This is a genomic window from Methyloversatilis discipulorum, assembly GCF_000527135.1.
Classification (GTDB): Bacteria; Pseudomonadota; Gammaproteobacteria; order Burkholderiales; family Rhodocyclaceae; genus Methyloversatilis; species Methyloversatilis discipulorum.
Genome location: NZ_AZUP01000001.1, coordinates 3,096,532 through 3,109,114 on the forward strand (window position 1 = coordinate 3,096,532; position 12,583 = coordinate 3,109,114).

The window sequence follows — 12,583 nt, forward strand, 5'->3', positions numbered from 1 at the left end:
CACTATCCAATGCGGAGCGGTCGAAGATCTGATAGGTCTGCCAGCGGTGGCAAAGTAGCGCCTGAACGGCGGGTTCGCCTGGGAAGGAGCCCCAGAAAATTTCCGTCAGCGACGGTCAGGTCAGGCCGAGTAGAAGCCAGCTGAACTTGACCCATGGAATCAAAAAAGCCACCCTAAACGAGTAGCCTTTTTTTGCGAACGACCCTCCGAGATCTAGACTTTTAGGAAAAATCTAGACAATGGCGGGATCCCACACGATCACACGTCAATATTCCGTGCATTCAACGCATTGCTCTCGATGAATGCCCTGCGCGGTTCGACGTTGTCGCCCATCAGCGTGGTGAAGATTTCGTCGGCGGCGATGGCGTCGTCGATCTGCACTTTCAGCAGGCGGCGCACGGTGGGGTCCATCGTGGTTTCCCACAGCTGCTCGGGGTTCATTTCGCCCAGGCCTTTGTAGCGCTGCTTGCCAAGGTTGCGTTCGACTTCGTTCAGCAGCCAGCGGGCCGCTTCGGAGAAGGACTTCACTTCCTGTGACTTCTCGCCGCGCTTGACGGTGGCGCCTTCGCCGATCAGGCCGGCCACCAGTTCGGCGGCGTGGCGGATGCGCTGGTAGTCGCCGGACAGCAGGAATTCGACGTCGACGTGGCCGACCTTGCGGTTGCCGTGGTGCATGCGCTCGACGCGCAGTTGCCAGCTTTCGGTCTTGTCGTTGTACTCGGCGGCCAGCGTGACGTTGGCCGGCAGCGATTGGGTGAGGCGGGCGGCGCTGGCGCGGGCGGCAGCTTCGTCGGTCAGGTCGAGCGCGATGTTGTGTTCGAGCAGGGTGCGCAGCAGTTCGCCGTCGGCGTATTCGGCCAGGCGTTCGACGATGGCTTCGGCGGTGAGGTATTCGCGCGCCATCTCTTCGAAGGCGCTGCCGGACAGCGGCTCGGCGCCGGCGCGCGGCAGCAGGCTGGCGTCGTCGAAGGCGAGCTTGAGCAGGTACTGGTTCAGCTCGTGGTCGTCCTTCACGTACAGCTCGGTGCGGCCGTGCTTGATCTTGTACAGCGGCGGCTGGGCGATGTAGATGTGGCCGCCTTCGACCAGCTCGGGCATCTGGCGGTAGAAGAAGGTGAGCAGCAGGGTGCGGATGTGGGCGCCGTCGACGTCGGCGTCGGTCATGATGATGATGCGGTGGTAGCGCAGCTTTTCCGGCTTGTATTCGTCCTTGCCGATGCCGGTGCCGAGCGTCTGGATCAGCGTGACGATTTCCTGGCTGGAAATGAGCTTGTCGAAGCGCGCCTTCTCGACGTTCAGGATCTTGCCCTTGAGCGGCAGGATGGCCTGGAACTTCCGGTCGCGGCCCTGCTTGGCGGAGCCGCCGGCGGAGTCACCCTCGACCAGGTAGAGCTCGGCCTTGGCCGGGTCCTTCTCCTGGCAGTCGGCGAGCTTGCCCGACAGGCCGAAGGAGTCGAGCACGCCCTTGCGCCGCGTCATGTCGCGCGCCTTGCGGGCGGCGTCGCGCGCACGCGCGGCTTCGACGATCTTGCCGCAGATGGTCTTGGCGTCGTTCGGGCGCTCGAGCAGGAAGTCGGCGAGCTTCTGCGCCACCACTTCCTCGACCGCCGGACGCGCTTCCGACGACACCAGCTTCATCTTGGTCTGCGACGCGAATTTCGGATCCGGCATCTTCACCGACAGCACGCAGGCCAGGCCTTCGCGCATGTCATCGCCGGTGATGTCGACCTTGGCCTTCTTCGCGATCTCGTTTTCTTCGATGTACTTGTTGATGATGCGGGTCATCGCCGCACGCAGGCCGGTCAGGTGGGTGCCACCGTCGGACTGCGGAATGTTGTTGGTGAAGCACAGCACCTGTTCGGCATAGCTGTCGTTCCACTGCATCGCCACTTCGACGTCGATCTGCACGCCGTTCAGCACCGACGAGCCGGCGCTGTAGAACACGTTCGGGTGCAGCACTGTCTTGTTGCGGTTGATGTAATCGACGAAGCCCTTTACGCCGCCAGCGAAGGCGAAGTCCTCTTCCTTGGCGTTGCGCTGGTCGATCAGCTTGATCTTGACGCCGTTGTTCAGGAAGGAGAGCTCGCGCAGGCGCTTGGCCAGGATGTCGTAGTGGAACTCGATGTTCTCGAAAATCGTTTCGTCGGCGAGGAAGTGCACTTCGGTGCCGCGCTTCTCGCTCGGGCCGATCACTTTCAGCGGCGACACTTCGACGCCGTTCTGCACTTCGATCTGACGGTCGAGCGGCACGCCGCGCTCGAATTCGATGAAGTGCTTCTGACCGTCGCGGCGCACGGTGAGGCGCAGCCACTTCGACAGCGCGTTCACGCAGCTCACGCCGACGCCGTGCAGACCGCCCGACACCTTGTACGAGTTCTGGTTGAACTTGCCGCCGGCGTGCAGCTCGGTCAGCGCAATTTCGGCGGCCGAACGCTTGGGCTCGTGCTTGTCGTCGAACTTGATGCCGGTCGGGATGCCGCGACCGTTGTCGGTGACCGAAATCGAGTTGTCGGTGTGGATGGTGATGACGATGTCGTCGCAGTGGCCGGCCAGCGCTTCGTCGATCGAGTTGTCGACCACTTCGAACACCAGGTGGTGCAGACCGGTGCCGTCCGAGGTGTCGCCGATGTACATGCCCGGCCGCTTGCGGACGGCTTCCAGACCTTCGAGGATCTGGATGCTGCCTTCGCCGTAAGCGTCGGGGTTGGGTGTATTCGGGCTCTGTGCTTCGTCAGACATGGCGTATTCCGGTGCTGCGCACGCTGTGCGCGGGGTCCATCAAAAAAGCAGAAAGCCCGGCGCGCAGGCCGGGCGGTCGTGCGGGCGACGCGGCTTACACGCGCATCGGCATCACGACGTACTTGAAGGCGTCGGTGCCGGGCAGGGTGATCAGCGCGCTGCTGTTGCCGTCGTTGAGCCTGAGGCTCAGCGTGTCGCCGCCGACGTTGTTCAGCACGTCGAGCAGGTAGCTCACGTTGAAACCGATGTCGAGGCCGTCGCCGTCGTAATCGACTTCGAGCTCTTCCACCGCCTCTTCCTGCTCGGCGTTGCTGGAGATGAGCTTCAGCGTGCCGGCCGACAGCACGACGCGCACGCCCTTGAACTTCTCGTTGGTCAGGATGGCGGCGCGCTGCAGTGCGGGCAGGAAGGTCGAGCGCTGCAGCATCAGTTCCTTCGGGTGGTCCTTCGGGATGACGCGTTCGTAGTCGGGGAACTTGCCGTCGATCAGCTTGGTAATCAGCTCGACCGCGCCGAAGCGCAGGCGGGCCTGGTTGGAGCCGAGTTCGATATCGACCGGGTCGTCGATGTCGGCCAGCTGACGGGCCAGTTCGAGCACGGTCTTGCGCGGCAGGATGACGTCGAGCTTGTCGGTCACGCCGGGCATCGCTTCCGACACGTAGGCCAGGCGGTGACCGTCGGTGGCGACCAGACGCAGTTCCTCGTTGCCAACCGACAGCAGCAGGCCGTTGAGGTAGTAGCGGATGTCCTGCTGGGCCATCGAGTACTGCACCAGCGACAGCAGGCGCTTCAGCTTTTTCTGCGACAGGCTGAGCTTGACGGTTTCGCCGTCGGCCAGCTGCATGCGCGGGTAGTCCTGCGCCGGCAGGGTCTGCAGCGTGAAGCGGCTCTTGCCGGCACGTACGGTGAGCTTGCGGTCGTCGGCGTCGAGGCTGACTTCCTGGCCTTCGGGCAGCGCACGCAGGATGTCCTGCAGCTTGCGGGCGGCGACGGTCAGGGCCGCCGGCTGGGCGCCGCTGATGCTGCCGGTCGAACGGGTGCGGATCTGGATCTCGATGTCGGTGGCGAGCAGGGTGAGCGCATCGCCCTCGGTTTCGATCAGGACGTTGGACAGGATGGGCAGGGTGTGACGCTTCTCGACGATGCCGCTGACCGACTGCAGCGGTCGCAGCAGCTGTTCGCGTTCTATCTTCATTAAGAGCATTTTATAAACCTCTGTAAACCGTTAACGTCGACCGATTTCTGTGGAGAACATCAAAAAAACAATGAACTTCAATGACCTGCAGTATGTATCGTTGTCTGTATAAGGGCCTGGTCAACGCATGAACAAATGTGGGTGAAAGTCGACCAGGTGGAAAAAGCCCTGGTTATCCACAGTGTTCATACAGATTTGCCGGCCTGTTTATCCATACAGCTTCAACAGCTTCTGCACCGACCTCTATTTACTTGCGCAGCGTCTGCGTCAGCACGTGCAGGTCATGGTTCAGCACTTCGTCCTTCAGGCGCAGGTCGGCGATCGTGCGACAGGCGTGCAGCACGGTCGTATGGTCGCGGCCGCCGAAGGATTCGCCGATGGCCGGATAGCTCTCCGGTGTCAGTTCCTTGGCCAGCCACATCGCCACCTGCCGCGGCCGCGCGATCGCGCGCGTCCGCTTCTTCGAATACATCTCCGACACCTTGATCTTGTAGTAGTCGGATACGGTCTTCTGGATGAATTCCAGCGTGATCTGCCGGTTGTGCGCACCGAGCAGGTCCTTCAGCGCCTCACGCGCCACTTCGAGCGAGATCGGCAGCGTGTGGAAGTGGGCGAAGGCGATCACTTTCTTCAGCGCCCCTTCGAGCTCGCGCACATTGCTGCGGATGTTCTTGGCGATCAGGAAGGCGACGTCTTCGCCCACCTTCACCCGTTCCATCTCGGCCTTCTTCTTCAGGATGGCCACCCGCATTTCCAGCTCGGGCGGCTCGATCTGCACCGTCAGGCCCCAGCCGAAGCGCGTCGTCAGGCGTTCCTCGACGCCCTGGATGTTCTTCGGATAGGTGTCACAGGTGATGACGATCTGCTTCTTCGCATCGGTCAGCGCATTGAAGGCGTAGAAGAACTCTTCCTGCGTGCGCGTCTTGTTGTTGAAGAACTGGATGTCGTCGATCAGCAGCACGTCGAGCGAGCGGTAGTAGCGCTTGAAGGCGTCGAAGCTCTTCTGCTGGTAGGCGCGCACTACGTCGGCGTAGTAGTCGTCGGCGTGCACATAACGGATGACCGCATCCGGATTGTGCTTCATCACCTCGTTGCCAAGCGCATGCACCAGATGGGTCTTGCCCAGGCCCACACCACCGTAGATGAAGATGGGGTTGTAGGACATGCCCGGGTTCTGCGCGACCTGTATCGCGGCGGCGCGGGCCAGTTCGTTGGCGCGGCCGGTGACCAGATTGTCGAAGGTGAAACTCTGGTTCAGACGTGAACGGTCGCGTTCGCCACCGTTGTTGCCGGCAGACGGACGGACGATGAGTGCCGGCGCGGCAACGCGCGTGCTGTCGGGCTCGCCGGCGGCGCGCAGTGCGGCACGGGCCGGACGTTCGCCGTCGTTGTCGGCCGGCGTGCCGTTGCGGGCAGCGACCATCGGGGTGTCGTCGGCGGCTGCGGCCTTCGTTGCCGGGTCGGGCAGGCTGAGCCTGACCGACAGCGGCTGGGAGAAATACTCCAGCCCCAGTGCTTCGATACGCGCCAGATAGCGCTCGCGGACCCACTGCAGCACGAACCGGTTCGGCGCGACCAGCGCCAGCGAATCGTCGTCGCTCTGACCGATGCGCAGACCCTTGATCCAGGTCTGGTACTGCTGTGCGGGGAGTTCCTGTTCGAAGCGGCTGAGGCAGACTTCCCAAAACTGTTGCATCATGGTCTGCGTGGTCGCCGGGTCGATGTCGTGAGGTTGCGGGACAGCGTAGCGGGATGCGTCCTGACCCAGAATTTGACGCGCGTGGACCGATGCGTGATCGGGGGCGCCGGGTCGGAGCAGCTTTATGTGCTGTTTTTAGGGACTCGATTCTAGCGACTTCAGGCCCTCTTATCCACCGCCGAGGCGGTGACGCATACCCGCAAGGCAGGCCGGCTTGGCGCTCGTTTCGCGCTGTGATCACGTATTCACGCCAGCGAAATATTTTTTCGGCGTGCCGTCTGGACATCGGCGCGGAGCCTGGCGGCGATTGACAGGCGGGGCCTTTTACGCTGTAATCGCGCGTTTTCGCCAATACACAGTGAGCAGGCCATGAAGCGTACTTACCAGCCGTCGAAGATCCGCCGCGCCCGCACCCACGGTTTCCTCGAGCGCATGCGCACCCGCGGTGGTCGTGCAGTCATCCGCGCCCGTCGTGCCAAGGGCCGTGCCCGTCTGGCCGTCTGACGCAGACAGCAGTTTTTCCGGCCGGTTGGCAGGGGAACCCCCGAAGGTGAACCCCGAGACACGGCCCGGAATGCAGATCGCCGCGCAGCCCGCCGGCCGCTTTGCTTTCCGACCTGAATACAGGCTCAGAAAAACGGATGAGTTCTCATCCGTTTTTGCTTTGCGGCGTACCCAGCGCAGTCGACATTTCGTGATCCATCACGGTCCGTCTGGCTGCGATGGCGCTCGTCTGGGCGTCGTGATCGCGAAGCGCTTCCTGAAGCGGGCGAACACCCGCAATCTGGTCAAGCGCCTGGCGCGCGAAGCTTTCCGCCACATGCGTCCGGAACTCAAGCCGCTCGACATCATCCTGCGCCTGAACGCCCGGCCGGCCGTGCTCGACCGCCGCGTGTTGCGCGAAGAGATCGACGCACTGCTCGGCCGCGTGCGACGCGCCGCAGCGCCTGCCGCGGAGACCGGACGATGAAATCCCTGCTGCTCGGACTGATTGCGGTCTACCGTTACGCCATCAGCCCGATGCTCGGCCGCAACTGTCGTTTCATGCCGAGCTGTTCCGAATACGCCAGCGAAGCCATCCACCGCCACGGCAGCGTGCGCGGCGGCTGGCTCGCGCTGCGCCGCGTGCTGCGCTGTCATCCATGGAATCCGGGCGGTTACGACCCGGTGCCCTGAGCACGCACACCCTCAATTACTTTCAAGACGATTCCGACGATGGATACCCAACGCTCCGCCCTGTTGATCGTTTTCCTGTTTTCGCTGTTCATGTTGTGGGACGGCTGGCAGCGTTTCAACCAGCCGCCGGCCGCACCGGCCGTGGCGACCGACGCGACGGCTGCGCTGTCGGCCGGCGCCCAGGCGCCGGTGCCCACAGTCAGCAGCGCCGCCGCACCGGCCGACGTGCCGCAGACGACGGCTGTCGCGCAGACCGCTGCCGCGCGTGTCGTGACTGATCTGTTCATCGCTGACGTGTCGGCCGAGGGCGGTTCAATCATCCGCCTCGAACTGCTCAAGCATCACGCCGGTCCCGAGTCCGAAGGCAATTTCGTGCTGCTGGACAACGGTGGCGCCAATCTTTACCACGCACAGAGCGGTCTGATCGGCGACGGCATGCCGACGCACAAGACGGTGTATCAGCTTCCGGAGGGCGAGCTGAAGCTGGCCGACGGGCAGGACAAGGTCGAACTGCGCATGACCGCCGCCGGTCCGGACGGCGTGGCGGTGACCAAGGTGCTCACCTTCACCCGCGGCAGCTACCGCATCGACACCCGCTTCGAAATCGCCAACAACGGCAGCGCGCCGGTTGCGGCACACGCCTACTTCCAGCTGCTGCGTGACGGCAAGGCGGTATCGGCCGGCACCAGCATGCTGAGCACTTTCACCGGCCCAGCCTTCTATACAGAGGCGGGCAAGTACCAGAAGGTCGATTTCAGCGACATCGACAAGGGCAAGGCCAAGTTCGTCACCAAGGCGCCGGACGGCTGGGTGGCGCTGGTGCAGCACTATTTCGTCAGCACCTTCGTACCGGCTGCTGGCGTCGAGCGCGAGTTCTTCGCGAAGAAGGTCGGTGACAATCTGTACACGGCCGGCGTCATCGTGCCGGTCCCGGCTGCGGCGGCCGGTGCGACGTCCACCGTCGATGTACCGCTGTACGCCGGCCCGCAGATCCAGTCCAACCTCGACGCGATGGCGCCGGGCCTGGATCACGTGGTCGATTACGGCTGGCTGAAGATCATCGCCTCGCCGATGCACTGGGTGCTGGAAAAGCTTTACGCGCTGGTCGGCAACTGGGGCTGGGCCATCATCCTGCTCACCATCCTGATCAAGGCCATCTTCTTCCCGCTGTCGGCCGCGAGCTACAAGTCGATGGCCAAGCTGCGCCTGGTCACGCCGCGCATGCAGCAGATCAAGGAGCGCCACGGCAACGACCGCGTGCGCATGCAGCAGGAAATGATGGAGCTGTACAAGACCGAGAAGATCAACCCGCTCGGTGGCTGCCTGCCCATCCTGATCCAGATTCCGGTGTTCATCGCGCTGTACTGGGTGCTGCTGGGCAGCGTCGAAATGCGCAACGCGCCGTGGATAGGCTGGATCACCGACCTGTCGATCAAGGACCCGTACTTCGTGCTGCCCATCATCATGGGCGTGACGATGTTCGTGCAGACCAAGCTGAACCCGACGCCGCCGGACCCGATCCAGGCCAAGGTGATGCTGTTCCTGCCCGTCATCTTCACCGGCATGTTCCTGTTCTTCCCGGCCGGTCTGGTGCTCTACTGGACGGTGAACAACATCCTGTCGATCGCCCAGCAGTGGCAGATCACGCGCATGATCGAGAGCGGGAAGACGGCCAAGGCCTGACATCCGCCTGACTGACGGCTGTACTGCGGCGAGGGCGCCGCTCCTGCGGAATTCCGGCGATGATGATGGCCGGATCGCCGCAGGGGCGGCGCCCTCGCCACGACAGCGCCCCGAAAACCTGACCTGACCGATCGCCATGTCCGCTCGCCCGACCGACACCATTGCCGCCATCGCTACCGCACCGGGTCGCGGTGGCATCGGTGTGGTCAGGGTGTCCGGGCAGGGGGCGGCGGCGGTCGCCCGCGGCATGCTCGGACGCCTGCCCGAGGCGCGGCACGCGACCTTCGCGAAGTTCGTCGCGGCGGATGGCACCATCATCGATCATGGCATCGCGCTGTGGTTCGAGGCGCCGGCGTCCTATACCGGCGAGCATGTGCTCGAACTGCACGGTCACGGCGGAACAGCGGTGCTGCAGGCGGTGCTCTCCCGCTGCTTCGAACTGGGGGCGCGACCGGCGCGACCGGGTGAATTCACCGAACGCGCATTCCTCAACGATCGCATCGATCTCGCGCAAGCCGAGGCGGTGGCCGATCTGATCGAGGCGACGACGACTTCGGCCGCGCGCTCGGCGATGCGCTCGCTCGACGGCGAGTTCTCGCGCCACGTGCACGCGCTCGGCGATGCGCTGGTCAATCTGCGCATGTTCGTCGAGGCGACGCTCGATTTTCCGGAAGAGGATGTCGAGTTCCTCGAACAGGCCGGCGCACGCAACAAGCTTGCTGAGGTCATGGCTGCGCTCACTGCCTTGCGCGAGCGCGCCCGCTGCGGCGCGGTGTTGCGCGAAGGGCTGACCGTCGTACTGGCTGGTGCGCCCAATGTGGGCAAGTCCAGTCTGCTCAATGCGCTGGCCGGTGAGGATCGCGCCATCGTCACCGACATCGCGGGCACCACCCGCGACACCTTGCGCGAGCTGGTCGCCATCGATGGCGTGCCTGTGCATGTGATCGATACGGCCGGCCTGCGGGAGACCGACGACCCGGTGGAGCAGGCGGGCATCGCCCGCACCCGGCGCGAGCTCGAACGCGCACACGCGGTGGTGCATCTGGTCGATGCGCGCAGCGGCTTCGATGCCGAAGCCCAGGCGATCGATGCTGCGCTGCCTGCGGGTCTTCCCCGCATCCGCGTGTTCAACAAGATCGATCTGACCGGCGAGCAGGCGAGGGCGGAGGAGCAGGCCGGCGTGCTGACGGTCTGGCTGTCGGTGCGCGTCGGTGAAGGTCTCGATCTGCTGCGGCGCGCGCTGCTCGATCGGGTCGCCTGGCACGGCGGGGCTGAGGATGCGCTGGCCGCACGCACCCGTCACCTGCACGCGCTTGATCGGGCGGTTGAACATCTGGATATGGCGGCGCGCTGCATTGCCGGCGAGGTGCTCCAGCTCGATCTGTTCGCCGAGGAACTGAGGCTGGCGCACCGCGCGCTCGGGGACATTACCGGTGAGTTCACACCGGACGATCTGCTCGGCGAAATCTTCTCGCGCTTCTGTATTGGAAAGTAAGTATCCTATTGATTCTTATAAGAATCTTCTTTACACAGCAAAAAGTGCGCAACCCGGCTTATCAGCGGACGGGCTGCTTCCTTTTCGACGAAGCTATTCAGGGCCGTTAGTCCAGCATCTGGATCCACAACGCCTGCATTGATGCGCCCAATGAAACGCGCTAAACCAATATCCTCGATAGTCTTGGTCAGAGAATCAATTTCATCCTTACTATCATCGGATCCGTGCTTTGCTACGTTGTTGAACTGACTCATATCACCCCCAGTTGTACTCGGGTAGCGTCATGTTCAATAAGACGCGTAATGAGCGAAATATAGGGTAGGGAACGCTTGTACGCAAAGTCTCCCATCCCCGTTTGAGATGAACTAGTCGCAACCTTCCTGTGGTCGCCCCATCGCCAAAACCTGTATGGCTTGGGGCTATGAACACAGATCACGCCGATGCAGTAGTCCACCACGAGTTTCGTAGCGCCATGCTGGCCTCCAGGGAGTCCAGGTCCAACTTCTTCCTTTGACGTGAAAATCGGTAGATAGAGCACACTGCGATAATTAACGGCTTCACTCCCAAGGACTGTAAGCCTTGTCTTCGGGCACGGGTTTTCTTTGTCTTGGAAGTCGTGCTCAGCGAACCAACGACCAGTCATCGCAGTGTGATAAGCGAAGAACTTTCGTGATTCACATGGTCGGTGTGTCGCTTCCGTGGTTGTCCTAGCAACGACTTGCATAGTCGATCCGTCAGGTGGGCAGAACTGAAGAAGCGTGACCTCTGTAACCGAATCGTGAGCGCGCTCTCCGATGAGATGGCTAATCTCAAGCTTGAGTGCCGTGAGACAGTGCCGTAGGGCTTCTGTTCGCCCGGTGCCGGAGTGCTCTGCAACTAGGCTGGGCATGAAGCGGATCGCTGCGTCCAGATCGGAGTGCGGTGTGCGATCGACTGACGTTTCCCGGGCTTTCGCCATTGCATCCATCAGCTTTGGCATACCGGTCAGAAACGCTATTAGGCCGATCAAGGTCAGATCAACAATGTCTAGGGATTCCAGCAGCTTGTAAGCGTGTTCGATATCGTTGCTGGCAACGGATGGCCCGAGGTTTGGGTGAGCGTTATCTGCGGCTTGTGCTTTGCTCGGTGCAATTAACTTCCTGACAAGCACAGGAAGACTTGCGGTTCCGAGGAACATGGACAGTCTTAGCAATAGTGCGCTTACACCGAGGAACGTTAGGCTTTGTGTGGATCCGATTATTCGGGGGAGTGTCTTGTGGCGAAGGCCGCATGCGGCCTCTGTCAGGCCGCCCTTGGTTCCCCGCTTTCGCTGCAGGTAATCGGTAATTTCTGACGACAGCTTATCGGTCTTTTGATCAACCATGCTGGTGAGAGCGTTCTAACTAATGTCGCCGCAGAATAGCATCACGTCATTGATTGTTCAGCAAATTGAGGCCGAGGTGTTTCACGTGAAACATCGCAAGGAAGCGTCATGCTGACCGAACTGGTCATCCTGTGCGCCGGCGCCTTCTTCGCCGGGCTCGTCGATGCCATGGTCGGCGGCGGTGGCCTCGTGCAGGTGCCGCTGCTGTTCAACGTCTTTCCAGGGGCCGCACCGGCAACACTGTTCGGCACCAACAAGGCGGTCAGCATCGTCGGGACGACCTTTGCCGCGCGCCGCTATCTGGGCCGGGTCGAGATGGACTGGAAGGTGTTGTGGCGCGCAGCGCTTGCCGCCTTCGTTGCGTCGTTCGCCGGCGCGGCGGCGGTCGGCATGTTCCCGCCGCAGATGTTGAGGCCGGTCGTGATCGTGCTGCTGGTTGCGGTACTCGCCTATACGCTGAAGAAGAAGGATTTCGGTGTGCTTCGTGCCGAGGCGGCGGCGCATCGCCCGAAGCCCATACTCGCGCTGGTGCTCGGCGCGCTCATCGGTTTCTACGATGGCTTCTTCGGGCCGGGCACCGGCAGCTTCCTGATCTTCCTGTTCGTGCGCTGTTACGCCTGGGATTTCCTGCGCGCATCGGCGGCGGCCAAGGTCGTGAACGTCAGCACCAACCTTGCAGCGTTGGCCTGGTTCGTACCGGTCGGCGCCATCATGGTGAAGGTGGCTGCGGCGATGGCAGTTGCCAATCTCGCGGGCGCCTGGGTCGGTGCCCACCTCGCAATAAAGAACGGCGCAGCTTTCGTGCGCCGTGTATTCATCGTCGTTGTGTCGGTACTGATCGCGCGACTGGTGTGGGACACCTTTGCCGGATGAACATCGTGATGTTCCACGTGGAACATCACGACTTCAGAAGCCGATGCGCACCGGTGGCAGGATGATGGTCACGCCATCGTGGTGACGGTAGTGCGGGCGTGGCGCGTAACCGTAATAGGGTGCGGGCGCATAGACCGGCGCCGGGTAGTAGCCGTAGCGCACGCTCGGGCCATGGTAGTGATGGTGGTGATGGTGTCGATCGCGGTGCTTCCAGTGACCACCATGCTTGTGGTGATGACCACCGTGATAGCCGTGGCGTCGGTGATCGTCGCGATCTGCCATCGCGTTGCCGCTGAAGGCCAGCGTCAGTGCAGCCAGTGCAGTGCCAAGCGCTTTCATGATCATTCTCGTGTGGGGAAC

At 62.5% G+C, this 12,583-nt stretch carries 12 protein-coding genes; 6 read left to right on the forward strand and 6 right to left on the reverse strand.

Annotation, left to right across the window (positions count from 1 at the left end; genetic code table 11):
* Positions 1-258 precede the first annotated feature (258 nt).
* The 3 genes from gyrB to dnaA all read right to left on the reverse strand — a co-directional run bounded on the left by gyrB (position 259) and on the right by dnaA (position 5,630).
* The gene (gene gyrB, locus METFAM1_RS0114420; RefSeq protein ID WP_019916066.1) at positions 259-2,739 is read right to left on the reverse strand and encodes a DNA topoisomerase (ATP-hydrolyzing) subunit B; all 2,481 of its coding nucleotides are present in this window, start codon (positions 2,737-2,739) and stop codon (positions 259-261) included.
* A 94-nt stretch (positions 2,740-2,833) separates the two neighbouring features.
* Positions 2,834-3,934: a DNA polymerase III subunit beta gene (gene dnaN / locus METFAM1_RS0114425; RefSeq protein ID WP_019916067.1), complete on the reverse strand. Its 1,101-nt coding sequence runs from the start codon at positions 3,932-3,934 to the stop codon at positions 2,834-2,836.
* A gap of 247 nt (positions 3,935-4,181) precedes the next feature.
* The gene (gene dnaA / locus METFAM1_RS0114430) at positions 4,182-5,630 is read right to left on the reverse strand and encodes a chromosomal replication initiator protein DnaA (protein ID WP_232419881.1); all 1,449 of its coding nucleotides are present in this window, start codon (positions 5,628-5,630) and stop codon (positions 4,182-4,184) included.
* Between the two features lie 372 nt (positions 5,631-6,002).
* Here dnaA and rpmH point away from each other — a divergent pair, with 372 nt between their 5' ends.
* The 5 genes from rpmH (at position 6,003) to mnmE (ending at position 9,987) form a co-directional block, all read left to right on the forward strand.
* On the forward strand, positions 6,003-6,137 hold the full coding sequence (gene rpmH, locus METFAM1_RS0114435) for a 50S ribosomal protein L34 (RefSeq protein ID WP_019916069.1): 135 nt from the start codon (positions 6,003-6,005) through the stop codon (positions 6,135-6,137).
* A gap of 70 nt (positions 6,138-6,207) precedes the next feature.
* Positions 6,208-6,603 (forward strand): ribonuclease P protein component, encoded by a 396-nt coding sequence (gene rnpA, locus METFAM1_RS0114440; RefSeq protein WP_081627160.1) that lies wholly within the window; start codon positions 6,208-6,210, stop codon positions 6,601-6,603.
* Positions 6,600-6,809 carry a membrane protein insertion efficiency factor YidD gene (gene yidD, locus METFAM1_RS0114445; RefSeq protein ID WP_019916071.1) on the forward strand — a complete coding sequence of 70 codons (210 nt, stop codon included), beginning with the start codon at positions 6,600-6,602 and terminating at the stop codon, positions 6,807-6,809. Before rnpA ends, yidD begins: the two co-directional genes overlap by 4 nt.
* A gap of 39 nt (positions 6,810-6,848) precedes the next feature.
* On the forward strand, positions 6,849-8,492 hold the full coding sequence (gene yidC / locus METFAM1_RS0114450; protein ID WP_024300722.1) for a membrane protein insertase YidC: 1,644 nt from the start codon (positions 6,849-6,851) through the stop codon (positions 8,490-8,492).
* A 136-nt stretch (positions 8,493-8,628) separates the two neighbouring features.
* A complete protein-coding gene (gene mnmE, locus METFAM1_RS0114455; RefSeq protein WP_019916073.1) occupies positions 8,629-9,987 on the forward strand; it encodes a tRNA uridine-5-carboxymethylaminomethyl(34) synthesis GTPase MnmE in 1,359 nt (452 codons plus the stop codon).
* A 5-nt stretch (positions 9,988-9,992) separates the two neighbouring features.
* On the opposite strand, the gene METFAM1_RS20920 is transcribed toward mnmE, so the two are convergent.
* Together METFAM1_RS20920 and METFAM1_RS20925 are read right to left on the reverse strand one after the other, a co-directional pair.
* On the reverse strand, positions 9,993-10,241 hold the full coding sequence (locus METFAM1_RS20920; RefSeq protein WP_157256631.1) for a hypothetical protein: 249 nt from the start codon (positions 10,239-10,241) through the stop codon (positions 9,993-9,995).
* Entirely contained in the window at positions 10,238-11,164 is a 927-nt protein-coding gene (locus METFAM1_RS20925; RefSeq protein WP_157256632.1) for a hypothetical protein, read from the reverse strand. Before METFAM1_RS20925 ends, METFAM1_RS20920 begins: the two co-directional genes overlap by 4 nt.
* Positions 11,165-11,458: 294 nt before the next feature.
* Between METFAM1_RS20925 and METFAM1_RS0114460 the strand changes: the two genes are divergently transcribed.
* A complete protein-coding gene (locus METFAM1_RS0114460; protein WP_019916074.1) occupies positions 11,459-12,223 on the forward strand; it encodes a sulfite exporter TauE/SafE family protein in 765 nt (254 codons plus the stop codon).
* Positions 12,224-12,256: 33 nt separating this feature from the next.
* On the opposite strand, the gene METFAM1_RS0114465 is transcribed toward METFAM1_RS0114460, so the two are convergent.
* Positions 12,257-12,562 carry a hypothetical protein gene (locus METFAM1_RS0114465; RefSeq protein WP_198291407.1) on the reverse strand — a complete coding sequence of 102 codons (306 nt, stop codon included), beginning with the start codon at positions 12,560-12,562 and terminating at the stop codon, positions 12,257-12,259.
* Positions 12,563-12,583 lie beyond the last annotated feature (21 nt).

Bases quoted from the DNA above. Each gene is read 5' to 3' on its own strand.
- gyrB (WP_019916066.1), bottom strand. From the start codon at position 2,739: ATGTCTGACGAAGCACAGAGCCCGAATACACCCAACCCCGACGCTTAC.
- dnaN (WP_019916067.1), bottom strand. From the start codon at position 3,934: ATGAAGATAGAACGCGAACAGCTGCTGCGACCGCTGCAGTCGGTCAGC.
- dnaA (WP_232419881.1), bottom strand. From the start codon at position 5,630: ATGCAACAGTTTTGGGAAGTCTGCCTCAGCCGCTTCGAACAGGAACTC.
- rpmH (WP_019916069.1), top strand. From the start codon at position 6,003: ATGAAGCGTACTTACCAGCCGTCGAAGATCCGCCGCGCCCGCACCCAC.
- rnpA (WP_081627160.1), top strand. From the start codon at position 6,208: ATGCAGATCGCCGCGCAGCCCGCCGGCCGCTTTGCTTTCCGACCTGAA.
- yidD (WP_019916071.1), top strand. From the start codon at position 6,600: ATGAAATCCCTGCTGCTCGGACTGATTGCGGTCTACCGTTACGCCATC.
- yidC (WP_024300722.1), top strand. From the start codon at position 6,849: ATGGATACCCAACGCTCCGCCCTGTTGATCGTTTTCCTGTTTTCGCTG.
- mnmE (WP_019916073.1), top strand. From the start codon at position 8,629: ATGTCCGCTCGCCCGACCGACACCATTGCCGCCATCGCTACCGCACCG.
- METFAM1_RS20920 (WP_157256631.1), bottom strand. From the start codon at position 10,241: ATGAGTCAGTTCAACAACGTAGCAAAGCACGGATCCGATGATAGTAAG.
- METFAM1_RS20925 (WP_157256632.1), bottom strand. From the start codon at position 11,164: ATGTTCCTCGGAACCGCAAGTCTTCCTGTGCTTGTCAGGAAGTTAATT.
- METFAM1_RS0114460 (WP_019916074.1), top strand. From the start codon at position 11,459: ATGCTGACCGAACTGGTCATCCTGTGCGCCGGCGCCTTCTTCGCCGGG.
- METFAM1_RS0114465 (WP_198291407.1), bottom strand. From the start codon at position 12,562: ATGAAAGCGCTTGGCACTGCACTGGCTGCACTGACGCTGGCCTTCAGC.